General features: G+C 70.4%; 21 protein-coding genes, 1 tRNA gene and 1 pseudogene. 10 read left to right on the top strand and 13 right to left on the bottom strand.

Annotation, left to right across the window (positions count from 1 at the left end):
• Positions 1-1,148, top strand: a 1,148-nt coding sequence (locus RMP09_RS09320; RefSeq protein WP_310565701.1) for an ATP-dependent helicase, incomplete at its 5' end; no start/stop codon positions are given.
• Positions 1,145-1,624, top strand: a complete 480-nt coding sequence (locus tag RMP09_RS09315) for a hypothetical protein (RefSeq protein ID WP_310565700.1) — start codon at positions 1,145-1,147, stop codon at positions 1,622-1,624. The genes RMP09_RS09320 and RMP09_RS09315, both read left to right, overlap by 4 nt.
• A gap of 46 nt (positions 1,625-1,670) precedes the next feature.
• Here the strand turns inward: RMP09_RS09315 and RMP09_RS09310 are convergent, their stop codons facing one another.
• Positions 1,671-2,069, bottom strand: coding sequence for a hypothetical protein (locus tag RMP09_RS09310; protein ID WP_310565699.1), 399 nt, complete (start codon positions 2,067-2,069; stop codon positions 1,671-1,673).
• Between the two features lie 56 nt (positions 2,070-2,125).
• Positions 2,126-2,554: a YkgJ family cysteine cluster protein gene (locus RMP09_RS09305; protein WP_310565698.1), complete on the bottom strand. Its 429-nt coding sequence runs from the start codon at positions 2,552-2,554 to the stop codon at positions 2,126-2,128.
• 89 nt (positions 2,555-2,643) lie between these two features.
• Between RMP09_RS09305 and RMP09_RS09300 the strand changes: the two genes are divergently transcribed.
• Both RMP09_RS09300 and nagA read left to right on the top strand, forming a co-directional pair.
• Positions 2,644-3,405: a GntR family transcriptional regulator gene (locus RMP09_RS09300; RefSeq protein WP_310565697.1), complete on the top strand. Its 762-nt coding sequence runs from the start codon at positions 2,644-2,646 to the stop codon at positions 3,403-3,405.
• Entirely contained in the window at positions 3,402-4,523 is a 1,122-nt protein-coding gene (gene nagA, locus RMP09_RS09295; RefSeq protein WP_310565696.1) for an N-acetylglucosamine-6-phosphate deacetylase, read from the top strand. Before RMP09_RS09300 ends, nagA begins: the two co-directional genes overlap by 4 nt.
• A gap of 20 nt (positions 4,524-4,543) precedes the next feature.
• Here the strand turns inward: nagA and RMP09_RS09290 are convergent, their stop codons facing one another.
• Genes RMP09_RS09290 through RMP09_RS09280 form a run of 3 tightly spaced genes read right to left on the bottom strand, consistent with a single transcriptional unit; the run spans position 4,544 to position 8,011 of the window.
• Positions 4,544-6,028: an ATP-binding protein gene (locus RMP09_RS09290; protein ID WP_310565695.1), complete on the bottom strand. Its 1,485-nt coding sequence runs from the start codon at positions 6,026-6,028 to the stop codon at positions 4,544-4,546.
• A complete protein-coding gene (locus tag RMP09_RS09285) occupies positions 6,021-6,743 on the bottom strand; it encodes a response regulator (protein ID WP_310565694.1) in 723 nt (240 codons plus the stop codon). The genes RMP09_RS09290 and RMP09_RS09285 overlap by 8 nt, the downstream gene beginning before the upstream one ends.
• A gap of 8 nt (positions 6,744-6,751) precedes the next feature.
• On the bottom strand, positions 6,752-8,011 hold the full coding sequence (locus tag RMP09_RS09280; RefSeq protein WP_310565693.1) for an ABC transporter substrate-binding protein: 1,260 nt from the start codon (positions 8,009-8,011) through the stop codon (positions 6,752-6,754).
• A 278-nt stretch (positions 8,012-8,289) separates the two neighbouring features.
• Between RMP09_RS09280 and RMP09_RS09275 the strand changes: the two genes are divergently transcribed.
• The 6 genes from RMP09_RS09275 to RMP09_RS09250 all read left to right on the top strand — a co-directional run bounded on the left by RMP09_RS09275 (position 8,290) and on the right by RMP09_RS09250 (position 14,496).
• On the top strand, positions 8,290-9,540 hold the full coding sequence (locus RMP09_RS09275; RefSeq protein ID WP_310565692.1) for an ABC transporter substrate-binding protein: 1,251 nt from the start codon (positions 8,290-8,292) through the stop codon (positions 9,538-9,540).
• Positions 9,541-9,628: 88 nt separating this feature from the next.
• On the top strand, positions 9,629-10,549 hold the full coding sequence (locus RMP09_RS09270) for a sugar ABC transporter permease (protein WP_310565691.1): 921 nt from the start codon (positions 9,629-9,631) through the stop codon (positions 10,547-10,549).
• A gap of 8 nt (positions 10,550-10,557) precedes the next feature.
• Entirely contained in the window at positions 10,558-11,406 is an 849-nt protein-coding gene (locus RMP09_RS09265; RefSeq protein ID WP_310565690.1) for a carbohydrate ABC transporter permease, read from the top strand.
• Between the two features lie 12 nt (positions 11,407-11,418).
• The gene (locus RMP09_RS09260; RefSeq protein WP_310565689.1) at positions 11,419-12,561 is read left to right on the top strand and encodes a sn-glycerol-3-phosphate ABC transporter ATP-binding protein UgpC; all 1,143 of its coding nucleotides are present in this window, start codon (positions 11,419-11,421) and stop codon (positions 12,559-12,561) included.
• The gene (locus RMP09_RS09255) at positions 12,558-13,481 is read left to right on the top strand and encodes a BadF/BadG/BcrA/BcrD ATPase family protein (protein ID WP_310565688.1); all 924 of its coding nucleotides are present in this window, start codon (positions 12,558-12,560) and stop codon (positions 13,479-13,481) included. Before RMP09_RS09260 ends, RMP09_RS09255 begins: the two co-directional genes overlap by 4 nt.
• Positions 13,474-14,496, top strand: a complete 1,023-nt coding sequence (locus tag RMP09_RS09250; RefSeq protein ID WP_310565687.1) for an SIS domain-containing protein — start codon at positions 13,474-13,476, stop codon at positions 14,494-14,496. The genes RMP09_RS09255 and RMP09_RS09250 overlap by 8 nt, the downstream gene beginning before the upstream one ends.
• A 316-nt stretch (positions 14,497-14,812) precedes the next feature.
• Here the strand turns inward: RMP09_RS09250 and RMP09_RS09245 are convergent.
• From RMP09_RS09245 to RMP09_RS09210, 8 genes and pseudogenes are all read right to left on the bottom strand, one after another.
• A tRNA-Phe gene (locus tag RMP09_RS09245) sits at positions 14,813-14,888 on the bottom strand.
• 41 nt (positions 14,889-14,929) lie between these two features.
• Positions 14,930-15,619: a response regulator gene (locus tag RMP09_RS09240; RefSeq protein ID WP_310565686.1), complete on the bottom strand. Its 690-nt coding sequence runs from the start codon at positions 15,617-15,619 to the stop codon at positions 14,930-14,932.
• Between the two features lie 30 nt (positions 15,620-15,649).
• Entirely contained in the window at positions 15,650-17,890 is a 2,241-nt protein-coding gene (locus RMP09_RS09235; protein WP_409559706.1) for an ATP-binding protein, read from the bottom strand.
• 3 nt (positions 17,891-17,893) lie between these two features.
• On the bottom strand, positions 17,894-18,544 hold the full coding sequence (locus RMP09_RS09230; protein ID WP_310565685.1) for a DUF4390 domain-containing protein: 651 nt from the start codon (positions 18,542-18,544) through the stop codon (positions 17,894-17,896).
• Between the two features lie 34 nt (positions 18,545-18,578).
• A complete protein-coding gene (gene rsmB, locus RMP09_RS09225; protein WP_310565684.1) occupies positions 18,579-19,928 on the bottom strand; it encodes a 16S rRNA (cytosine(967)-C(5))-methyltransferase RsmB in 1,350 nt (449 codons plus the stop codon).
• 21 nt (positions 19,929-19,949) lie between these two features.
• A complete protein-coding gene (locus RMP09_RS09220; RefSeq protein WP_310565683.1) occupies positions 19,950-21,032 on the bottom strand; it encodes a M48 family metalloprotease in 1,083 nt (360 codons plus the stop codon).
• Positions 21,033-21,160: 128 nt separating this feature from the next.
• Complete coding sequence (locus tag RMP09_RS09215; protein WP_310565682.1) at positions 21,161-21,754, bottom strand: LemA family protein; 594 nt, start codon at positions 21,752-21,754, stop codon at positions 21,161-21,163.
• 163 nt (positions 21,755-21,917) lie between these two features.
• Positions 21,918-23,297 (bottom strand): annotated as a pseudogene (locus tag RMP09_RS09210) (DNA-directed RNA polymerase subunit beta'); the annotation flags it as partial.

The following is a 23,297-nucleotide window of genomic DNA, read 5'->3' as shown; positions in this document are numbered from 1 at the left end:
AGCCGGTGCGCGTGGTCGATGCCGACAACGAAGAGCACGAGGCCGAGCGCGCGGTCGCGCGCATCCAGAGCCTGCGCGCGACCAGCCCGCACAAGGAATGGCGCGACTTCGCCATTCTTTACCGCGCCAACCACATGGCGCGCTCGTTCGAGCAGTCGCTGCGCCGCGCGCAGGTCCCCTACAAGGTATCGGGCGGGCAGAGCTTTTTCGACAAGGCCGAGATCCGCGACCTGTGCGCCTGGCTGCGCCTGCTGGTCAACAACAACGACGACCCGGCGTTCCTGCGCTCGGCCACCACGCCCAAGCGCGGCATCGGCCACACCACGCTGGGGCAGCTGGGCACCTTTGCCACGCAGTACAAGCTCAGCCTGTTCGACGCGCTGTTCTCACACTCGCTGCCCAGCGCGGTCAACAGCCGCGCCATCACCACGCTGCACGAATTCGGCCGCGCGGTGAACGACCTGGAATACCGCGCCCGCCACACCGTGGGCCACGAAGCGGCGCGCAGCTTCCTCAACGACTGGCTCAAGGACATCGCCTACGAGCAGCACCTCTACGACAGCGAAGACAACGAAAAGGTCGCCGCCGCGCGCTGGACCAACGTGATGGACTTCTGCGACTGGGTGGCCGGGCGCTGCGGCGGCAAGATGGAAGACGACGGCGGCGTGCAGGTGGAAACCGAACGCAAGACGCTGCTGGAGGTGGTGCAGACCATCGCGCTCATTTCCACCCTGAGCGAGCGCGAGAAAGACCAGAACGTGGTCACGCTCTCGACCCTGCACGCCTCCAAGGGCCTGGAGTGGCCGCACGTGGTGCTGGTGGGCGTGAACGAAGGCCTGCTGCCCTTCAAGACCGACGACGCCAACAGCGACCTCAGCGCCGAGTTGCTGGCCCTGCGCGTGCAGGAAGAACGGCGCCTGATGTACGTGGGCATCACCCGCGCGCAACGCACGCTGGCGGTGAGCTGGCTTAAGCGCCGCAAGAAAGGCCGCGAAAGCGTGCCCGGCACGCCCAGCCGCTTCATCAAGGAAATGGCGCTGGACCAGGCCACGGTGAAAGAAGACCCGCGCGAGAAGCTGCGCGCGCTGCGGGCCGAGTTCGCGCAACGCGCCAGCGACGCGAGCGCCGCCAAGGCCGCCAAACCATGACGCGCAGAAGCCGCTGGCCCGCCTGGGCGCTGGGCATGCTGCTGTGTGCCGCCACTGCCGCCCAGGCCCAGACCGGCGCCAGCGCGCCCTGCCCCGACCCGACCGACCTCACGCCCGCCCACCTCTACGGCCTGTGGCAGATCAGCCTGTGGCCCGACGGCGGTGACGAAACCACCGCCGCGTCCCGCGGCGTCCTGCTGTTCGAACGCCACCCGGAACACCCCGGCAGCGTGCGCGGCGAGCTGCGCCGCAGCACCGCCGGCCAGGACCTGAGCGCCCAGGTCTCGGGCGACGTGACCGACGGCGTGTTCAACCTCGACGAATCGGACGACGGCGTGGCCATGAGCGCCGTCTGGGCCGGTGAACCGGCCGATTGCGGGCGCGAGATCCGCGGCACCCGCCGCCCGGCCGAAGGCCGCCCCGCCAGCGACGCCGTGCTGCGGTTCCGCCTGCACAAGCTGCCCGGCTGGCGCTGAGGCCAGCCGTCCCGTCGCGCGGGGCCTAACCGGTGCGGCCCCGTGCTCAGGGCTGCGCGTCGTCCAGCAGCGCGGCGTTCAGCGCGCGGATGCGCTGGTCTTCGTAGTAGCCGCCGTATTCGGTGTAGCGCAGGAACGGCCGCGCACAGGCCCCGCAGACCCACACATCGCAGCGGTTGTAGGGGAAAAACGCCGGCGCGATCGGTGCGTCGGCCGACCAGGCGTGCGTGCCACGCGGGTGGTGCTCCATCACGGTGGCCTGTTCGGCGTCCTCGCCCCGCAGGGTGCCCACCGGCTGCAGCTGGTCCAGGTGGAAGGTCGACGGCACCGATTCCCAGCCCGGGCACACCAGCGGCGCGCAGACCACGCAGTCCTGGCGCGACCGCTGTCCCGCCAGCGCCCTCAGGTCGTCCGACGACAGCCGCGGCAAGGGTTCAACGCTCATGGGAATACCTTCGTCCTGAAGGACTGCGGTGCGAGCTTGCTTGGGGGCGGCCCGGCTCAGCGCTCAAGCACACGCTCCGAGCCCGCCGTGCGTTTGGCGCCGTAGGGGCAGTGGTTGGGCCGCGGGCTGAGCTGCTGCGGATGCTTGCGGCAGATCTCGGGCCGCTGTTCGTAGACGGTGCAGCGACGCGTCTTCGCATCCAGGAAGTGGCAGTCGCCGCCGGCGCGCCGGGCGATGGTGAAGACCTCGCGCTTGAAGTTGAAGTGCTCGATCAGCCCGGCCTTCTCCAGCCGCTTCGCGATCTGTTTGGGCGCCTCGTGCTCGGCCTCGAACGGGTCCACGATCCCCAGCCGCAACATGTCCGGCAGCCGCACCTCCAGCGGCATGGTGCAGCAGTTGGCGACGCAGGAGTCGCACAGCCCGGCGCGGTAACGGGTCCAGGTTTCGGTGCGGTCAACGTCGACGATGTGGATGGAGGATCTCATGGGGCGGACAGTGGGCCCGACGGGGTGCGGGCGAGTCCGATGATAGCGGTCGCTGGTCTCAACTGGTATTGAAGTGGTATTATTTATCCATGCCGACCGCCGCACCACCCCCCGCTGAAACCCCCGTGGCCGACGCCGCACCGGCGCGCGCGCTGCGTTACCTGGCGCTGGCGCAGTGGCTGGAAGACGGCCTGCGCGCAGGCCGCTGGGACGCCCGCAACCCGCTGCCCTCGGAGCGCGAGCTGGCGAGCCAGCACGCGGTCTCGCGGGTGACGGCGCGCAAGGCGCTGGACACCCTGGTGGAACAGGGCCTGGTGCAGCGGCGCCACGGCAGCGGCAGCTTCGCGACGCCGCGCCTGCGCGACGACCTGCGCGCCTTGTCTTCGTTCTCCGACGCCCTGCGCGCCCGCGGCCACACGCCCGCCTCGCACTGGCTGCGGCGTGAGCGGCGCGCCGCCAGCGCCGAAGAGGCCATGGCGCTGCAGCTGCCAGCGGGCGCGGCGGTGGCGGTGCTGGAGCGGGTGCGGCTGGCCGACGGGCTGCCGATGGCGCTGGAGTGCACGGTGCTGCCGGCGGCGGTGCTGGGCGATCCGGCGGCCCTGGGCGACTCGCTCTACGCCCACCTGAGCGCGCGCGGCCAGCCGGTGCGGCGCGCGCAGCAGCGCATCCGCGCGGCCAACGCCAGCCCGCAGCAGGCCGCCCTGCTGGGCCAGCCCAGCGGCCAGGCCCTTCTCTGGGTCACGCGCACCGGCCTGGGCGGCGACGACCGCCCGCTCGAATGGACCCAGAGCTGGCTGCTGAGCAGCCACTGGGACTTTGTCACCGAACTCATGCCCCCTGACGCCACATGAACCCGAGTCCCGACGCCTGCCTGCTCACCCCCACCGGTTTCCTGCGCGGCCGCCTGCGCTGCGACGACCGCGGCCGTATCGCCGCGATCGACGGCACGCCGATCGACGAGGCCCAGGCCCGCGCCAGCGGCCTGCCCTGGCTGCTGCCGGGCTTCATCGACCTGCATCTGCACGGCGGCGCCGGGCGCGACGTGATGCAGGGCGGCGACAGCGCGCAGGCCATCGCCCAGCTGCACGCCCGCCACGGCACCACGTCCTGGCTGGCCACCACCATGACCGCGCCGCAGGAAGACCTGACCCAGGCCTTCACCGCGCTGGCGCCGCTGTGCCAGGCCCCGGCGCCAGCGGGCGCGCGGGTGCTGGGCGTGCACCTGGAGGGGCCTTACATCAGCGAGCAGCGGCTGGGCGCCCAGCCCGACTTCGTGCGCCCGGCGCAGCTGGGCGAGATCCGCGCCCTGCACGCGCTGGCGCCGATCCGGCTGCTGACGCTGGCGCCCGAGGTGCACGGCAACCAGGCCCTGATCGAAGCCCTGTGCGCGATGGGCATGCGGGTGCAGATCGGCCACAGCAGCGGCAGTTATGAACAAGGCGTGGCAGCGCTGCGCTGCGGGGCCACCGGCTTCACCCACCTGTTCAATGCCATGAGCGGCCTGCACCACCGCGAGCCGGGCATGGTCGGCGCGGCGCTGGCCCACGCCGAGTACGCCGAGCTGATCCCCGACCTGCTGCACGTGCACCCGGGCGCGATGCGCGCCGCGCTGCGCGCGATCCCGCGGCTGTACTGCGTGACCGATGCCACCGCCGCCGCCGGCATGCCCGACGGCCCCTACCAGCTCGGCCGCCAGACGGTGAACAAGTGCCTGGGCGGCGTGCGGCTGGCCGACGGCACCCTGGCCGGCTCGGTGCTGACCATGGACGCGGCGCTGCGCAACCTGGTTCAAGCGCTGGGGCTGTCGCTGGCCGAGGCCTCGGCCCGGGTCAGCACCCACGCCGCCGACCACCTGGGCCTGGCCGACCGCGGCCGGCTGGCGCCGGGCGCCTGGGCCGACCTGGTGCTGCTGGACCCGCAGCTGCAGGTGCAGGCGGTCTGGGTCGAAGGCCGGCTGCAGGCGCGCTGATCAGAGCGCAGAGCGCAGACTCAGGCCAGCGTCTCCGGGTCGTCTTCCAGCGCCGGCAGCAGCACGGTGACCACCAGGCCACCCTCGGCGTGGTTGTGCAGCCGGATCTCGCCGCCGTGGGCCTGCACGATGTTGCGCGAAATGCCCAGGCCGAGGCCGCTGCCGTTGGGATGGCGGTGCGCCCCATGGTCCTGCCGAACCGGGGTCTCGAAGGCGGTGGCCATGTCGGCCGGCGCCATGCCGGGGCCGAAGTCGCGCACCTCGACCAGCGCCTGGTTCCCCTGCCGCGCCAGCCGCAGCTGCACCCGGTCGCCGTAGAGCACGGCGTTGTCCAGCAGGTTGCGAAAGGCCCGCTCCAGCGCCAGCGGCTTGCCCTGCACCCGCAGCGGCCGCAGCGCACACTCGATCCGCGCGTCGGGCAGGATCGGGCGGCTGGCCAGCCGCTGCAGCAGCGTGTCCAGCGGCACCGGGGTCAGGTTCTCGTGGATGTCGCTGTCGCGCACGCTCTGCAGCGCCGACTTGACCATCATGTCCAGGTCGTCGAGGTCTTCGTGGAAATCGGCCTGCAGGCGCTCGTCGTCGAGCAGCTCGGTGCGCAGCTTCAGCCGCATGATGGGGGTCTTGAGGCCGTGCGAGATGCCGACGAACAGCCGCTCGCGGTCGAGCAGGTAGCCCTGGATGCGGGCCAGCATGTCGTTGAAGGCGCGCGCCATGCGCCGCAGCTCAGCCGTGCCGGTCTCGGGCAGCGGCTCGGGCACCGCCTCGCCATGGCCGAAGGCGCGCGCGGCGGCGGCCAGCTGGTCAAGCGGCCGGATCAGGCCCCGCACCAGCAGGGCCGAGAGCAGCAGCACCGTGACCAGGGTGACCAGCTGCAGCGCCACGCGGTCCAGGGTCAGCGGGTTGGCGTTGTCCAGGAAATAGGGGTCGGGCATGGTGCCGGCCAGATACAGCCAGCGCCCGGGTTCGAACTCGGCCTGCACCACCAGCACCGGCGCCGGCCGCGGCCGCAGCAGCAGCGTGGCCTGCACCCAGGCGTCGGGCAGGTCGGGCACGCGGGTGCCGTCGTCGGCCACCTGCAGCGTCTGCGGCCAGGCGAACACCACCTGCGCATGCTGGCCGGCGCCCAGGTCGCGCTCCAGCTCGGCCTGCACCGAGCGCGCCACGATGTCCACCAGGTCGTTGCCCGCCAGCGGCTCCACCGGCACCGCGGCGCGGTTGACGTTGACGAAGAAACGGGTGCCGCCCATGGTGCGCAGCTGCTCGATCAGGATCGGGCGGAACGGCGGCGGCAGGTCGCGGAAGAAGCGGATCGTGCCGGCGGCGCTGCGGGCCAACTGCACCGCCGCCGCCAGCGACTCCTGGCGCGCGGTCTCGCGCAGCTGGCGCGCCCACAGCAGGGTGCCGATCAGCTGCGCCGCGACCACCCCCAGCACCAGCACCACCACGATGCGGCCCAGCAGGCTGTCGGGCAGCCAGCGGCGCCAGCCACGGCGGGTCTCAGACATCGCTGAGGGACTGCACCTCGGCGCAGAACACATAGCCGCTGCCGCGCACGGTCTTGATCAGGGCCGGCTGCTTGCCGTCGTCGCCCAGGCGCTGGCGCAGCCGGCTGACCTGCACGTCCAGCGAACGGTCCAGCGGCCCCAGGTCGCGGCCGCGCGTGTGCTCCATCAGCCGGGACCGGTCCAGCGTCTCGCCGGCGTGTTCGGCCAGGATGCGCAGCAGGTTGAAGTCCATGCTGGTCAGCACCACCGCCTGGCCCTGGGCATCGCTGAGGGTGCGCCCGCCCAGGTCCATGGTGAAGCCGGCGAAGCGCAGCGCCCGCACCGGCGTGCCGGCGCCCGAGAGCTGCATGCGGCGGTGGATGGCCTTGATGCGGGCCAGCAGCTCGCGCGGGTTGTAGGGCTTGGCGATGTAGTCGTCGGCGCCCAGCTCCAGCCCGACGATGCGGTCGGTGTCGTCGGCGCTGGCGGTGAGCATGATGATCGGCACGGTCGAGCGCTGGCGCACATGGCGGCACAGCACGAAGCCGTCGGTGTCCGGCAGCATCACGTCCAGGATCACCAGGCTCAGCTCGTTCTGGAAGCGCTCGAACTCGCTGAGAAAACTCACGCCGTCGTGCGCCACCCGCACCACGAACTGGTGCTTTTCCAGGTAGGTCTTGAGCAGGGTGCGGGTCTTGAGGTCGTCGTCGACCACCAGCAGGGTGCGGACTGTCATGGGTGGCCTCAGCGTTCGGCGGACGGCGCGCGGATCACGGCAGCCAGGCGGCGCTGCGTCTCCTGCGTGCTGGTCTGCGCCTGGGTCAGGTAGCGCCACAGGGTGTGGGCCACCGCATCTTTGATGGTTTCGTCGGCGGCCATGCGGTGGGCCAGGCTGGGCAGCCGCTGCGAGCGCGCGCTGGCGAAGGTCTCCCACGAATCGCGCGAGCAGGGGCCGAGCGCCGCCGGGTCGATGTCGCGGCGCACCGGCACCGAACCCTTGATGCGGTTGTAGGCCAGCTGCGCGCCGACGCCGACCACCACCTCGGCCACGGTCTCCTGCACCGACGCGCGGTCGCGCGGGCCGCGCAGCATCGCCAGCGTGTCCATGCTGTAGAGGTGCATGCCGGTGGTGCCCGGCAGCGCGGCGCAGCCAAAGTCGCGCCCTTCCTGCGCGCCCCAGGCCAGCAGCTCGCCCAGGGCCCAGTCGCCCATGATCAGGAACGCCGCCTGGCCCTGCCAGAGGGCGCGTGCGTTGTCGCTCCAGACCCTCTCCCGCGGCGGCTCGGCCGCCAGCGAACGCAGCCAGCGCAGCCGCAGCAGCGCCGCCTCGACCCGCGGGTCCAGCCAGGCCGCCGGGCGGCGCTGCACCACCAGCTCGCGGTACAGGTCGGCGCCGGCTTCGCCCAGCAGCAGCGCCTCGAACACCGTCGCCACCTGCCAGGGCTCGTCGCTCCAGGCCAGCGCCCGGCCGCCCTGGGCCTGGACCGCCCGCACCGCCGCCTCGAACTGGGCCCAGCTGTGCGGCGGCGCGACGCCGGCCTGCGCCAGCAGGCGCTGGTTGAAGAGCAGGGTGTTGATGCGGTGCAGCCCCAGCGGCGCCGCCACCACCTCGCCCTTGTAGCTGACGCGTTCGAGCACCGTGGGAAACAGCACCTGGGCCCAGCGCTGGCGCTGCGCCACCTCGCCCAGCGGCAGCACCAGGCCGATGTCGGCCCAGTCGGTGAGGGTGTTGCCGATCAGCTGCGCGACATCGGGCGGGTCGCCCATCAGCACCCGGCTCTTGAGCACCTTGACCGCCGCCATGCCACCGCCGCCGGGGATGGCCGCGTCCTTCCACAACACACCGGCCTGCGCCAGCTGCTGCGCCAGCTGGTCGGCGGCCCGGCGCTCGCTGGCCGAGGTCCACCAGTGCAGCACGTCCAGCGTCAGCCCGGGGGCCGGCGCCTGTGCCTGCACGTCCGACAGCGCCAGCGCGGACAGGAAAACGGCCGCCAGAACTTGCAAATGCTGTCGTTTTGTAATGTTGTCTTGCAGCGCCCGCCGCACCGCCCCCGCCACCCTGCCCGAGCCGGCACGGCGCACGTAAGAAACGGTAATCCGGGTCCACGGCCTCATACAAAAACCACAATCAAATCAACAGCTTAGATCCGTAATGAATGCCTCAACCGGGGTTTTGCCATTACAGGGGGCACAGCATAACCTGCGCACCGCACGTGGCACCAGATGGCTTGTTCCGATGCCCTCGGCACGCGCTTTGACCCCCAAACCCAGGAGACATTCACATGAGACAAGCTTTTCGCGCACTGGCCGTCACCGCCGCACTGACCAGCGCCGGTCTGGCCCAGGCCGGCACCCTGAACATCGAGAGCTGGCGCGTCGACGACAAGGCGCTGTGGGAAGACGTGCTGCTGCCGGCCTTCAGCAAGGCCCACCCCGGCATCACGGTCCGCTTCGCGCCCACCACGCCACCCGAATACAACTCCGCGCTCAACGCTCGGCTGGCCGCCGGCTCGGCCGGTGACCTGATCACCTGCCGCCCCTTCGACGTCTCGCTGGACCTGTACAAGAAGGGCCACCTGGACAAGCTCAACGGCAACCCGGCGCTCAAGAATTTTCCCGACTCGGCCCAGGTGGCCTGGCAGAGCGACGACGGCAAGGACACCTACTGCGTGCCGATGGCCTCGGTGATCCACGGCTTTTTCTACAACAAGAAGGTGTTCGCCGCGCTGGGCCTGACACCGCCGGCCACCGAGGCCGACTTCTTCGCCACGCTTGAGAAGATCAAGGCCGCCGGCAAGGTCGCCCCGCTGGCCTACGGCACGGCCGACCAGTGGGAAGGCAACCAGATCGTGTTCACCAACATCGGCCCCAACCGCTGGCAGGGTGAGGACGGCCGCAAGGCGCTGCTGGCCGGCCGCAAGAAGTTCACCGACCCCGAGTTCGTGGCCACCTTCGACACCATGGCCAAGTGGGCCAAGTACCTGCCCAAGGGCTACCAGGCCCAGACCTACGGCGACTCGCAGAACCTGTTCGGCAGCGGCCGCGCCGCGATCTACCCGGCCGGTTCCTGGGACATCGCCTACTTCGAGCAGAACAGCAAGGTCGAGTTCGGCGCCTTCCGCCCGCCGGTGCAGAAGGCCGGCGACGGCTGCCACATCTCGGACCACACCGACATTGCCATGGGCATCAACAGCAAGAGCAAGAACAAGGCCGACGCGCAGGTGTTCCTGAACTGGCTGGCGAGCAAGGAATTCGCCGACCTCTACACCAACAAGGTCACCGGCTTCTTCTCGCTGTCCAAGCACAGCATCGACGTGAAGAACCCGGTCGCCAAGGAAATGCTCGGCTGGCGCCAGCAGTGCAAGAGCACGATCCGGCTGAACGCCCAGATCATGAGCCGCGGCACGCCCAGCATGGAAAACGAGCTCTGGAACGTCAGCAGCCAGGTGGTGAACCAGAAGATGACGCCGCAGGCCGCCGCCGCCCAGATCCAGGCCGGCTTCGCCAAGTGGTACGCGCCGCAGAACCACTGAGCGTACGGACGGCGCGCACGGGCCGGACCCGGCGCGCTGCCCCCTCTTCTTCCTCCCCCTCCTCCCTCACGGAGCCCCTGGCGGGCTGATGCTCATGTCCCTCGGATTCACCTGGCGCACGGCGGTTTTCCTGCTGCCGGCGCTGCTCATCTACGCCGTCTTCAGCGCCGTGCCCCTGATGGACACGCTGCGGCTGGGGCTCTACGCCGCCGACGACACCGGCGCCCGCCACTTCGCCGGCCTGGCCCAGTACGCCACCATCCTGGGCGACCCGCAGTGGTCGCAGCAGTTCTGGAACGCGATGGCGAACAACCTCAAGTTCTTCGGCATCCACCTGCTGGTGCAGAACCCGATCGGGCTGCTGCTGGCGGCGCTGCTGTCGCTGCGCGACGTGCGCGGCGCGGCCACCTACCGCACGCTGTTCTTCCTGCCGACGCTGCTGTCGGTGGTGATCGTCGGCTTCGTCTGGCAGCTGATCCTGTCGCCGCTGTGGGGCGTGTCCGAGACCGTGCTGGGCTGGTTCGGCCTGCAGGACTGGTTCGAGCCCTGGCTGGGGCTGGAAGGCAGCGCGCTGGTGACGGTCTCGCTGATGTCGGTGTGGCAGTACGTGGGCATCCCGATGATGCTGATCTACGCCGCGCTGATCGCGATCCCCGAGGACATCATCGAGGCAGCGCGGGTCGAGGGCGCCAACCCCTGGCGCATCTTCTGGCACATCCGGCTGCCGCTGATCCTGCCCACGCTCGGCCTGGTCACGATCCTGACCTTCGTCGCCAACTTCAACGCCTTCGACCTGGTCTACACCGTCAAGGGCGCGCTGGCCGGTCCGAACTACAGCACCGACATCCTCGGCACGCTGTTCTACCGCACCTTCTTCGGCTACCAGTCCCAGGTCGCCAACCCGACCATGGGCGCCGCCGTGGCCACGCTGATGTTCCTGCTGATCCTGGCCGGCGTTGCGCTGTACTTCCTGACCGTGCAGCGCCGGCTGCGCCGCTTTGCCCTGTGAGCCGCCCCATGAAACAGCGCACCCCGTCCTCCCCCCTGCCCGTCAGCCGTGCCCTGGTGCACCTGACACTGCTGGCCTACGCCGTGCTGGCGCTGGCGCCGATCCTGCTGGTGCTGGTCAACTCCTTCAAGCAGCGCGACGCCATCTTTGACGACCCGCTGGCCTGGCCGACCAGCGAGAGCTTCTCGCTCATCGGCTACACCAAGGTGCTGGGCCGCTCCGACGTGCTGCTGTACTTCGGCAACAGCTTCGGTGTCACGGTCGCCTCGCTGTTCTTCATCCTGCTGCTGGGCGCCATGGCGGCCTGGGCGCTGACCGAGTACCGCTTCGCCGGCAACCGCTGGCTGCGCTTCTTCTTCGCCTTCGGCATCATGGTGCCGATCCGCCTGGGCTCGGTCTCGATCCTGCAGACCATGGTGGCGCTGGACCTGGTCAACACCCTCACCGCGCTGGTGCTGGTGTACGTCGCGCAGGGCCTGCCGCTGGCGATCATGATCCTGTCGGAGTTCATGCAGCAGGTGCCGCAGGAGCTCAAGGACGCGGCGCGCTGCGACGGCGTCGACGAATTCCGCATCTTCTTCCAGGTCGTGGTCCCGCTGCTGCGGCCGGCCATCGCCACGGTCGCCGTGTTCACCATGGTGCCGATCTGGAACGACCTCTGGTTCCCGCTGATCCTGGCGCCGTCCGAACAGACCCAGACCATCACCCTGGGCATCCAGCAGTTCGTCGGCCAGTACGCCACCGACTGGAACGCCGTGCTGGCGGCCCTGTCGCTGGCGATCGTCCCGGTGGTCGTGCTCTACGCCCTCTTCTCCCGTCAACTCATCCGCGGCATCACCGCCGGCGCGGTCAAGTAACAAGGCACTCCCATGGCAAGCGTTTCCCTGAAAAACCTCACCAAGTCCTACGGCGCCCACGCGCCTGTGCTGCACGACATCAGCCTGGACATCGCCGACGGCGAGTTCGTCGTGCTGGTCGGCCCCAGCGGCTGCGGCAAGTCGACCCTGCTGCGCGTGCTCTGCGGGCTGGAGGACATCAGCTCCGGCGAGCTGCGCATCGGCGACGACCTGGTCAACCACCTGCCGCCGGCCGAACGCGGCATCGCGATGGTGTTCCAGAGCTACGCGCTCTACCCGCACATGACGGTCTACCGCAACATGGCCTTCGGCCTGAAGCTGCAGGGCGCCAGTGCCGATGACCTGGACCGTCGGGTGCGCGAGGCGGCGCGGGTGCTGCACATCGAGCACCTGCTCGACCGGCTGCCGCGCGAGCTCTCGGGCGGCCAGCGCCAGCGGGTCGCGATCGGGCGCGCCATCGTGCGCCAGCCGCGCCTGTTCCTGTTCGACGAGCCGCTGTCCAACCTCGACGCCGCGCTGCGCGCCAAGACCCGGATCGAGCTGGCGCGGCTGCACCGCGAGCTGGCCGCCACCATGGTCTACGTCACCCACGACCAGGTCGAGGCCATGACCCTGGGCGACAAGATCGTGGTGCTGCACGAGGGCCGGGTGCAACAGTGCGGCACGCCGCTGCAGCTCTACCAGCAGCCGGCCAACCGCTTCGTCGCCACCTTCATCGGCTCGCCGACCATGAACCTGCTGCCGGTCCGGGTCATCCACACCAGCGACCGCGGCGCGCGGGTGCAGCTGCCGAGTGGCGCGCAGGCCCTGGCCGCGGTGCAGGCCGACGGCCTGCAACCGAACCAGAGCGTGGAACTGGGGCTGCGGCCCGAACATGCGCGGGTGCTGGCACCGGGCGAGCAGCCGCCGGCCGACGGCCTGACGCTGGACGCGCGCATCAGCCTGGTGGAGCACCTGGGCGAGAGCAACCTGCTCTACCTGCAGCTCGACGACGGCCAGGAGCTGGTGGTGCGCGGCGACGGCGACGCAGCGGTGCGCCTGGGCGAGACCGTGATCGTGACGGCGCCGCCGCAGGCCCTGTACCTGTTCGACGCCCACGGCCACGCCCACGCCCGCCTGCAGCCCGGCAACATGCGCCAGGCCCACGCAGCATGAACAAGATCGACTGCGCCCACCTCCCGCCCGAGGTCGACTACCTGGTCGGCATCGACGGCGGCGGCACCACCACCCGCGCCCGCGTCTGGCACCGCAGCGGCGTGCGCGTCGGCGAAGGCCGCACCGGCCCTTCCGGCCTGATGCAGGGCCATGCGCAGGCCTGGCGCCACATCACGCAGGCGATCGCCCAGGCCTGCGACGGCCGGCTGCAGCCCGACTGGCGCCCCGTCACGCCGGCCCATTGCGCCCTGGGCCTGGGCCTGGCCGGCGCCAACCACGCGCCCTGGGTCAGCCACTTCCTGGCCGCCGACCCCGGCTTTGCGCGCTGCGTGCTGCGCTCGGACGCGCAGACGGCGCTGATCGGCGCCCACGGCGGCCGCCCCGGCGCCCTGGTGATCCTGGGCACCGGCGCCATCGCCCTGGCGCGCGACCACGACGGGCGCGAGCGCTGGGTCAGCGGCTGGGGTTTTCCCAGCGGCGACGAGGGCGCCGGCTCGGACCTGGGGCTGCGCGCCCTGCGCGCCACGCAGCACGCGCTCGACGGACGGGGACCGTCCTCAGCGCTGACCGACGCCGTGTACCGGCACTGCGGCGGCACGGCCGAAGCCCTGCTCGCCTGGGGCTGCCGCGCCGACCAACACGCCTACGCCAGCCTGGCGCCGCTGGTGTTCGAGCACGTGGCCGACGACCCGCTGGCCCAGGCGCTGCAGGCCCACGCCCTGATCCAGCTCGAACACCTGCTGGTGGCCACCAACCCGGACGGGCGGTTGCCCGTGGTGGTGGTCGGCGGCATCGCCCAGCGCCTGCTGCCCCTGCTGCCGCAGGAGCTGGCGCGCCAGCTGGTCCAGCCGCAGGGCGACGCCCTGGACGGCGCCCTGACCCTGTGTTTTTCAACCGAAACGGAACCCTCCCATGCCTAGCTGGATGCTGCAAGAAGCGCTCTCCTGCGCCGACCAAGTCGAAACCCTGTTGGCCCACGACACCGACACACTGGACGCCCTGGGCGCGCATTTGCGCGCCCATCCCCCGCAAGGCGTGGTGACCCTGGCACGCGGCAGCTCGGACCACGCCGCGAGCTACCTGGCCTACCTGCTGATGGTGCGCACCGGCCATCTGGTGACCTCGCTGCCGATGTCCCTGCTCACGCTCTACGGCGCCCACCTGGCCCGGGCCGAGCACCTGGCCATCGCGGTGTCCCAGTCGGGTCGCAGCCCCGATCTGGTGGAGCCGCTGCAACTGTTCGGCCGCTCGCAGGCCACCACCGTGGCCCTGGTCAACGACACGGCATCGCCGCTGGCGCAGGCCGCGCAATGGGTGCTGCCGCTGCACGCCGGCAAGGAACGCAGTGTGGCGGCGACCAAGAGCTTCATCTCCAGCCTGGTCGGCGCGGCCCGGCTGGTCGCCCACTGGACCCAGGCCGAGGACCTGCTGCGGGCCCTGCCATCGCTGCCCGAGGCACTGCGGGCCGCCAGCGCACAGAACTGGACCCCGGCGCTGCCGGTGATGTACCGGGCTGAACGCCTGCTGGTGATCGGACGCGGCCCGGGCCTGGCGCTGGCGCAGGAGGTGGCCCTCAAGCTGAAGGAAACCTGCGCCATCCAGGCCGAAGCCTTCAGCGCCGCCGAGGTGCAGCACGGCCCCATGGCACTGGTGGAGCGCGGTTACCCGATGCTGATCTTCGCGCTGCGCGGGCCGTCGCAGGACAGCGTGGTGGCGCTGGCGCAGGCGATGCGCGAGCGCGGCGCGCGCGTGCTGCTGGCCGCACCCGCCGACGTGCCACAACGCCAACTCACCCTGGTCTGCGGCGACAGCCCCGACCTCGACGCGATCACCGCCATCGCCAGCTTCTACCCCCTGGTGGAGAAGCTGGCCCGCGAACGCGGCATGGACCCGGACCAGCCCCGGCACCTGAACAAGGTGACCGCCACCCGCTGAGTCCCCGCGGCGGCGGGCGGCGCGCCTCCGGATCGAGCAGCAGGGCGTCAACCAGACCGCTGTCTGGAACCCCGGGCCGGCCCAAGGTCTCGCCGATCTGCCGCGCCACGACTGGGCAGCGCTTCGCCTGCGTGGAAGCGGCCCCAGTGGAAGCGCGGACGCTGGCGCCCGGAGACACCCGGGTCGGCCCGCAGCCCCTGCGCGCGACCGCCGCCCGAGCACACGGCAACGCCGCACGCACCACATCCCATCGACCTGGAGACGAAAAAAAACGGGTTACGCTGTGTGCGTAACCCGTTGACTTTTCATGTGTTCTTGGTGGCCTGGGACGGAATCGAACCATCGACACGCGGATTTTCAATCCGCTGCTCTACCAACTGAGCTACCGGGCCAAGAGCTAACGATTATAGCAGGACTTTGGCGGCCCAAGCGCTCACAGCGTGCTGCGTTTGCTGCGCGCCAGATCGACGCCCAGTTGCTTGAGCTTGCGGTAGAGGTGGGTGCGCTCCAGACCGGTCTTCTCGGCCACGCGGGTCATGGAGCCGGACTCCTTGGCCAGGTGGTATTCGAAATAGGCTTTTTCAAATTCGTCGCGCGCGGTGCGCAGCGGCCCTTCGAGGTTGAAGGACTGCGAGGACTGCGGGCCGATGTCCATCACCGGTTCGGGCAAGGTGCCGCCGGTCATGGCGGCTTCCACCGTCAGCTCGATCGCGGGCGCCAGCCCGTTCTTGACGGGCAGACCGGCCCCCACCTTGGGCAGCGGTTTGTTCAGCCCCAGGTCCACCGCCTTGAGCAGCTTGGCCAGGGTGATGGGCTTTTCCAGGAAGGCGGTGGCACCGATGCGTGTGGCTTCCACCGCGGTGTCGATGGTGGCGTGACCGCTCATCATGATGACCGGCATGGTCAGCAGGCCGCTGCTGGCCCATTCTTTGAGCAGGGACACACCGTCCGTGTCGGGCATCCAGATGTCCAGCAACACCAGGTCGGGTCGCAGCTGGGCGCGCACGTTGCGCGCCTGCGCCGCGTTCTCGGCGAGTTCCACCGTGTGGCCCTCGTCGTTGAGGATCTCCGAGAGCAGGTCCCGGATACCCAGTTCGTCGTCTACGACCAGAATCGTTGCCATGGCGTGCGCGTGGTTCCTCTGAGGATGTTGTCAATTTGCAACTGCGAATGATAGCGACACTTGTGCGCCCACCACTTTGCCCTCGATCAAGCGGTTGCTCACGTCGATGCGGCCCCCGTGCTCGTCCATGATTTTCTTGACCACGGCCAGGCCCAGACCGGTGCCTTTGGCTTTGGTGGTGACGTAGGGTTCGAAGGCGCGCTTGAGGATGTGCTCGGCAAAGCCGGGGCCCTGGTCGACGAGGGTCAGGCGCACCCACTGGCCCGAATCGGAACGGCGCGTGCGCAGCAGCACCCAGGCGTCGGCCTGCCCGGCCATGGCGTCCTGGGCGTTCTGGATCAGGTTGTGCAGGATCTGCCGCACCTGCTGCGGGTCGGCCATGGCCAGCGGGCAGTCGTCGGCCAGCTCGCAGCGCACCGGGATGGCCGCGTTGTCGTAGAGGTGCGCGATGTCGCGCACCAGGGCGTTGAGGTCGGTGGGCGCGAGCTGGGCCGCGGGCAGGCGCGCGTAGTCGCGGAACTCGTTGACCAGGCGCTTCATGGCATCGACCTGGTCGACGATGGTGCGCACCGATTTGTTGAGGATGGCCTGCTCGGGCGGCTGGACCTTGCCGTCGAGCTTCATGGCCAGGCGTTCGGCCGAGAGCTGGATGGGCGTGAGCGGGTTCTTGATTTCGTGCGCCAGGCGCCGCGCGACCTCGCCCCAGGCTTTGGCGCGCTGGGCCGAGACCATTTCGGACACGTCGTCGAACACCAGCAGGCGGTCGTTGTTGGGCAGCAGGGCGCCGCGCGCGATCAGGGTGATGCCCTGCTCGAACGGGGAGTCGTGGTCGGCGTTGAGCTCGAAGGATTGCTGCCAGTGGCCCCCCTCGTGCGGGGTTTCCTCACCCAGGAAGCGGTCGAACTGCTGCGCGACGCCGGTGGCGAACGCTTCGAGCCCCGGCACGGCCGACAGGGGCTGGCCCATGTGCAGGGCCAGCGGCGTGTGCAGGATGCGTGCGGCGCCCGGGTTGGCGCTTTGCAGCCGGCCGTGTTCGTCGAACACCACCACACCGGCGGTCAGGTTGTCCAGGATGGTCTGCAGGTTGTCGCGTGCGGCGTCCACCTGTTCCATGCTCAGCTGCACGGCCGCACGGGCGTCGGCCAGGTCCTGCGTCATGTGGGCAAAGGTGCGCGTGAGACCGGCGAGCTCGTCGCGCGAGGTCAGCGCGGCCTTGGGCGAGAGGTCGCCCTGCGCCACCTCGCGCATGCCCTCGGCCAGCACCAGCAGCGGCCGCACCAGCTGGTTGCCCAGCAGCACGGCCAGCAGCACCGCGCCGAACACCGCCAGGAACAGCGCCAGCGTGAGCGTGCCGATGTACATGCGGCGCAGGCCCTCGCGCGCCAGCGCACGTTCCTGGTATTCGCGGTTGGCCTGTTGCACCGCCAGCGCATCGGTCACCAGCGCGGGCGGCAGCGGCACGATCACCTGCAGGTAGCGCGGCTCGGCGCTGATGCCGAAGCCCGCCGAACCGACCAGGGCCAGCACCTTGATGCGCGCTTCGCCGGTGCTGGCCGCGTCGGCGTCGGCACGCTCGTCCAGCCCCTCGATCTGCGACAGCACGCGGCTGCTGCGCACGCTGCGCAGCACGGCGGGCGCGGGCCGGTCGGGCGACAGGTCAAAGCGCGAGGCGCCAACGCTGGCCAGGGCCTGGCCGCTGGCGCTCCAGAGCACGATGTCGCTGGCCGAGAGCTGCTCGCGCAGGCGGTCCAGCGACAGCACCGCGGTGGCCGCGGGCTGGCGGGCCAGCTCATCGGCGGCCAGGCGGGTCTTGTTGCCCAGGTCGGCGCTGAGGGTGTCCAGCGTGGTGCGTCCCAGGTTCAGGCCGGCGGCCAGGGCGGATTCGACCCGCACGTCGAACCAGCTTTCGATGGAGCGCGCCACGAACTGGTAGGACACGGTGTAGATCAGCAGGCCGGGCAGGAAGCCCACCAGGCCGATGATGGCCGCCAGCTTGACCAGCAGGCGGCTGCCGAACTTGCCGCGCTTGAAGCGCAGCGCCAGCCGCACCGCCAGCCACAGGATGACCAGCAGCAGCACCCCCGCCACGGCGGTGTTGATGCCCACCAGCCAGGCGAAATTCTGTTCGTACAGCGCGCGGTTGCGGGTGGCCAGCGTCAGCAGGAACAGCAGCACCATGCCCACGCCGGCCATGAAGACCAGGCTGGCCACCACCGCCCAGCGCGTGGCGGCTGGCTTGTGGCGGTGGGGGCGCGGTTCGGTGGTGGACACGGCTCAGCGCGCCGTTGCGGTGGCGTCCGCGTCGGTGTCGACGTCGGGCACGACCGATTCGATCAGGCGCGGCACATCCAGGCGCCGCTGCAGCTCGATCTGCCATTCGGGCTGGTTGGCCATGCCGATCTGGAACGGCCGCGGCAGCAGCGTCAGGTCCAGGCCGAAGCGCCAGACCACACGCTCGTCGCTGTCGGGCTCCAGGCGCGCGGCGTCGACCAGCTTCCAGCGCGAGACCCGGGCCACGCTGGCCAGCGCGGCGGCCAGGCTGTCGAAGTTCTGGTGCAGCGCGTACTGCAGGCCGGCGCCGCTGCTGGCGGCGGCGTCGTTGGACTGGCTCAGGCGCCAGCGCCGCGTCAGCGGCTGGTAGACCAGGCGCCAGGTGCGCACGGCGCTGGCCACGCGCTTGTCGGTCCAGTACCAGCGGTCGCGCAGCACCTCTGCTTCCCAGACGAAGTACAGCGGCACGCCTTTGAGCAAGGCGTCTTCCACCGCGGGCGAGGGGGTCAGGGTCAGCCGGGCCGACAGGAACAGGCCTTCGGCGGTGCGGTGCAGCGCGGCCTGGCGGATCTCGGGTTCGGCCGCCCGCGCCGGCAGCGCCGCCCCCGCCAGCAGGCTGCAGCAAACCAGCAGCAGCACCCAGACGTGCCGCATCAGGCGCCCGCCACCACCGGCGCGGCGCGGGTCGTCAAGGCCCGGCCTTGTCGATGCGGGCGTAGAAAAATCCGTCGTATCCACCCGGGACATTGTCGGGGAACTCCCCTGCGGCGCCGACATTTCCCGGGCGCAAATGGCCGGGCGAAGGCAGCAAAACCGCATCGGTGTGGCGTCCAAGGAACGCCGCCACCTGGTCCGCCCCCTCCGCTTTGAACACCGAGCAGGTGCAATAGACCAGCCGGCCGCCCGGCCGCAGCAGCGGCCACAGGGCGTCGAGCAGCTGGCGCTGGATGGCCACCAGCTGGTCCACGTCGGTGGCCCGGCGCAGCCAGCGCACGTCGGGGTGGCGGCGCACGATGCCCGACGCGGTGCAGGGCGCGTCCAGCAGGATGGCGTCGAACGGCCGCCCATCCCACCAGACCGCGGTCTGCGCGGCGTCGGCGCACTGCACCTCGGTCGCCAGGCCCAGGCGGCGCAGGTTGTCGTGGATGCGTTCGCAACGCTTGGGGTCCACGTCCAGCGCGAGCATATCGACGTCGGCGCGCTCCAGCAGGTGGGCGGTTTTGCCGCCGGGCGCGGCGCAGGCGTCGAGCACACGGGCATGGTCGGGCCAGTCGCGGCCGTCCAGCAACAGACCGGCGGCGAGCTGCGCCGCACTGTCCTGCACCGAACAGTGGCCGCGCGCGAAGCCCGGCAGGCGGTCCACCGGCTGGGGCGCGGCGAGCACCAGGCCGTCGTCGCCCACCGGCTCGGCCGCCAGGCCCGCGGCTTGCAGGGTCTGGCGGTAGTCGTCGCGCGTCACATGGCGGCGGTTGACGCGCAGCGCCATCGGGCCGGGCTGGTTGTTGGCGTCCAGCAGGGCTTCCCAGTGCTCGGGGTGGTCGCGCCGCACGCGCTCCACCCACCACAGCGGGTGGTTCCAGCGCGCCACCGGGTCGGCGTCCAGCCCGGCGCACAGCGCCTCGCGTTCGCGCAGGAAGCGGCGCAGGCAGGCGTTGAGGAAACCGGCCTGCATGCGCGTGCCGCGCGCGGCCTTGGCGGCTTCCACCGCCTGGTCCACCAGGGTGTGGGCCTGGTAGCGCTGGCCTTGCGCGTCGTCCAGCAACAGGGCCAGGGCGCTGTGCAGCAGCGCCGCCACCGGCGGGGCGGGCATGCGCTGCACCAGGCGGCGTCCCACGGCGCGCGCGGCGCCCAGCTGGCGCAGGGTGGCGAAGGTCAGCGCCTGCACACCCGGGCGCAGGGCCGAGGGCACCTGTGGCAGCACGTCGCTGAGCGAACGGCCCTGTTCGACGGCGAGCACGCACTGGGCGGTCCAGTGCAGTTGCGTGGCCAGGGTGGGGCCCGGGGTGCGGGGCGCGGCGGAGGGGGTGGGTGCGTTCAACGGGGTGGTCCGGAAAAAGGGTCAGCTCAGCGTCCAGTCCGGGCCGCTCGCCGCACGGGCGGGCGCGGCGGGCGCGGGGGCAAAGGTGTCGGTGGCCAGCGGACGGGTGCCGTGGTCCGCGCGATCGAGCGGCAGCGGCCCCATGGGCCGGCCGTAGATGCGGCGGATGCGCTGCTCCAGCGTGGGGTGCGAGTCCAGCCAGTGCGCGACGCGGTCGCCCTCGGTGGAGACCAGCAGCAGGTGCTGCATGGGCGAGCCAACCTCGCGCGCATCTTCGGCGTCGGTCTGCGCGCCCAGCACCTTGCGCAGCACGCCGCCCAGCCCGTCCTGGCTGCGCGTCCATTGCACGGCGCGGGCGTCGGCCAGGTATTCGCGCTGGCGCGAGACGGCCGCCTGCAGCGCATGCCCGGCGACCCAGCCCAGCCAGCCGGCGGCCATGATGGCCAGCCCCAGCAGCGATGCCACGCTGGTGCGGTCGCGGATGTCCGGGTCCCAGATGCGCTGACCAAAGCGGAACACCAGCTCCAGGCCGAACACCATGCCGATCAGGCGCATGTTCAGGCGCGTGTCGCCCTCCCGGATGTGGCTGAACTCGTGCGCCACCAGGCCCTGCAGTTCGTCGCGCGTGAGGTGCTCCAGCGCGCCCTGCGTGACCGCGATCACCGCGTCGTCGGCGTCCCAGCCGGTGGCAAAGGCGTTGATGCCGGTCTGACGCGCCATCACCATGGCCTGCGGCGGCCGCAGGCCCGATGCGATGGCCATCTCTTGCACGATGTTGCCAAAACGCTGTTCGTCGAAGTCGCCCGAGGGCCGCAGTTCGCGCGCGCCCATCTGCCGGGCCAGGGCCACGCCACCACCGGCCAGGCGCGAGGTCTCCAGCCACCAGCCGCCCAGCACGAACAACAGGGTGACCGCGGTGTTGACCGCCCAAAAGTGGCGCGGCCAGCCGCTGCCCAGCGGCACCCAGAAGCCCCAGCTCAGGCCCCAGGCCAGGGCCAGGGCGGCGTTGACCGCCAGCACCAGCAGCGCCACCGTCAGCGCGAACGCGAACAGCAGCCGGCGCGTCTGGCCTCGCGCTGCGCGCTGGGATTCAAAGATCAGCACGAGACACCCAGCTCAGCCGCCTGCCGCGCGCGCAGAGGCGCCAGCCCAGGACACCGCCGGGCCGGCTTTGCCGGACGGCAGGTGTCGCCCCCTGGAGGGGGTGACGCCGAAGGCGGCGCGGGGGTGCATCAGAACCTCACTTTGACCGGCGCACGCTCGGCCTCGCTGGTGGTCGCTTCCAGCATGGCCTGCGGCGCAAAGTTGAACAGGCGCGCGACGATCAGCGCCGGGAACTGGGCCGCTGCGTCGTTGAATTCGAGCACGTGGTCGTTGTAGGCCTGGCGGGCGAAGCCGATGCGGTTTTCGGTGCTGGAGAGCTCTTCGCTGAGCTCGCGCATGGTCTGGTCGGCCTTGAGGTCGGGGTAGGCCTCGGCCACCGCGAACAGGCGCCCCATGGCACCCCCGAGCAGCTGCTCGGCCCCGGTCAGGGCACCCAGCGCGCCTGCATTCAAGGGGTTTCCCGCCGCCGCCTGCTCGGCCTTCTGGGCCTGGTTGCGCGCGGCGATCACCGCCTCCAGCGTCTGCGCTTCGTGCGCCAGGTACTTGCCCGCGACCTCCACCAGGTTGGGAATGAGGTCGTAGCGGCGCTTGAGCTGCACGTCGATCTGGGCGAATGCGTTGGCGATCGCGTTCTTCAGCCGCACCAGCCGGTTGTAGGCCCCCACGGCCCAGAACAGCACCAGCAGGCCCGCGGCCAGCAGCACCCAGTTCGTTGCACCCATTGCGTGTTCTCCTGTGTTCCCGCCCCTCGGGCGCGGGCCAATATACCCCAGCACCCCGGGCGCCCCGCAGTCTCGATGACCAGCAGCAGAATGAAAAACGCCCCCGGCGGATGACCGGGGGCGTTGAGGTTCCGGGCGGTGGCCCGGCGCCGGGGACGGTGGCTTATTCCGCCGCGTCGCCCGAAGTGGCCTCGGCCTGGTCGGCGGCCAGCGACAGGGCGTCGGCCTCGGCGATGGCACGGCGCTCTTCGTCGTCCATCTTTTCCTTGACCTTGCGCGCCTCGTGGTACGCCATGCCGGTGCCGGCCGGGATCAGGCGACCCACGATCACGTTTTCCTTCAGGCCACGCAGCTCGTCGCGCTTGCCCATGATGGCCGCCTCGGTCAGCACGCGGGTCGTTTCCTGGAAGGAAGCGGCCGAGATGAACGAGTCGGTGGACAGCGAGGCCTTGGTGATGCCCAGCAGCACGTTGCTGTACACCGCGGGCAGCTTGCCCTCGGCACGCAGCGCGTCGTTGGTGTTGAGGATCTCCGAACGCTCGACCTGCTCGCCAGCGATGTACGACGAATCGCCCACGCTGTCGACGATCACGCGGCGCAGCATCTGGCGAACGATCACCTCGATGTGCTTGTCGTTGATCTTCACGCCCTGCAGACGGTACACGTCCTGCACTTCGTCAACGATGTAGCGCGACAGCTCTTCGATGCCCAGCAGGCGCAGGATGTCCTGCGGATCGGCCGGGCCGTCGACCACGCTCTCGCCCTTGTTGACCACCTGGCCTTCGTGCACCAGGATGTTCTTTTCCTTGGGGATGAGGTCGTCCCAGATCTTGCCTTCCGGATCGGTGATCTGCAGGCGGACCTTGCCCTTGGTTTCCTTGCCGAACGACACGGTACCGGTCATCTCGGCCAGCATGCCCTTGTCCTTGGGCGAACGGGCTTCGAACAGCTCGGCCACCCGCGGCAGACCGCCGGTGATGTCGCGCGTCTTCTGGCCTTCGACCGGGATGCGGGCGAGCACGTGGCCGGGGCCAACGTCCTGACCGTCGCGCACTTCCAGCAGCGCGCCGATCTGGAAGCCCACCGTCACCGAGTGGTCGGTGCCGGGGATCTTCACTTCGTTGCCCTGGGCGTCGAGCAGCTTGACCAGCGGACGAACCACCTTGGTCGAACCGCGGTGCTTGGGATCGATCACCACCAGCGAGGACAGACCGGTCACGTCGTTGACCTGCTTGGCCACCGTCAGACCTTCTTCCACGTTCTCGAACTTCACCTGACCGGCGAATTCCGTGATGATGGGTCGGGTCAGCGGGTCCCAATTGGCCAGAATCGCGCCGGCCTTGATCTGCTGGTCGGCCTTGACCGCCAGGATCGCGCCGTAGGGCACCTTGTGGCGTTCGCGCTCACGACCGATTTCGTCGTGGATGATGATTTCGCCGGAACGCGCGATCACCACCAGCTCGCCCTTGGTGTTGGTCACATAACGCATGGTGGCGTTGAAACCGATCGAACCGCTGGACTTGGCTTCCACGCTGGAGGCCAC

It is taken from the genome of Hydrogenophaga sp. (assembly GCF_031426985.1).
Taxonomy (GTDB): Bacteria; Pseudomonadota; Gammaproteobacteria; order Burkholderiales; family Burkholderiaceae_C; genus Hydrogenophaga.
The sequence above is the reverse complement of the archived record's forward strand: the minus strand, read 5'-3'. Positions and strand labels throughout refer to the sequence as shown.

Bases quoted from the DNA above. Each gene is read 5' to 3' on its own strand.
- RMP09_RS09255 (WP_310565688.1), top strand. From the start codon at position 12,558: ATGAACAAGATCGACTGCGCCCACCTCCCGCCCGAGGTCGACTACCTG.
- RMP09_RS09215 (WP_310565682.1), bottom strand. From the start codon at position 21,754: ATGGGTGCAACGAACTGGGTGCTGCTGGCCGCGGGCCTGCTGGTGCTG.
- RMP09_RS09230 (WP_310565685.1), bottom strand. From the start codon at position 18,544: ATGCGGCACGTCTGGGTGCTGCTGCTGGTTTGCTGCAGCCTGCTGGCG.
- RMP09_RS09275 (WP_310565692.1), top strand. From the start codon at position 8,290: ATGAGACAAGCTTTTCGCGCACTGGCCGTCACCGCCGCACTGACCAGC.
- RMP09_RS09260 (WP_310565689.1), top strand. From the start codon at position 11,419: ATGGCAAGCGTTTCCCTGAAAAACCTCACCAAGTCCTACGGCGCCCAC.
- nagA (WP_310565696.1), top strand. From the start codon at position 3,402: ATGAACCCGAGTCCCGACGCCTGCCTGCTCACCCCCACCGGTTTCCTG.
- RMP09_RS09265 (WP_310565690.1), top strand. From the start codon at position 10,558: ATGAAACAGCGCACCCCGTCCTCCCCCCTGCCCGTCAGCCGTGCCCTG.
- RMP09_RS09290 (WP_310565695.1), bottom strand. From the start codon at position 6,028: ATGTCTGAGACCCGCCGTGGCTGGCGCCGCTGGCTGCCCGACAGCCTG.
- RMP09_RS09240 (WP_310565686.1), bottom strand. From the start codon at position 15,619: ATGGCAACGATTCTGGTCGTAGACGACGAACTGGGTATCCGGGACCTG.
- RMP09_RS09305 (WP_310565698.1), bottom strand. From the start codon at position 2,554: ATGAGATCCTCCATCCACATCGTCGACGTTGACCGCACCGAAACCTGG.
- RMP09_RS09270 (WP_310565691.1), top strand. From the start codon at position 9,629: ATGCTCATGTCCCTCGGATTCACCTGGCGCACGGCGGTTTTCCTGCTG.
- RMP09_RS09310 (WP_310565699.1), bottom strand. From the start codon at position 2,069: ATGAGCGTTGAACCCTTGCCGCGGCTGTCGTCGGACGACCTGAGGGCG.
- RMP09_RS09285 (WP_310565694.1), bottom strand. From the start codon at position 6,743: ATGACAGTCCGCACCCTGCTGGTGGTCGACGACGACCTCAAGACCCGC.
- RMP09_RS09250 (WP_310565687.1), top strand. From the start codon at position 13,474: ATGCCTAGCTGGATGCTGCAAGAAGCGCTCTCCTGCGCCGACCAAGTC.
- RMP09_RS09315 (WP_310565700.1), top strand. From the start codon at position 1,145: ATGACGCGCAGAAGCCGCTGGCCCGCCTGGGCGCTGGGCATGCTGCTG.
- RMP09_RS09300 (WP_310565697.1), top strand. From the start codon at position 2,644: ATGCCGACCGCCGCACCACCCCCCGCTGAAACCCCCGTGGCCGACGCC.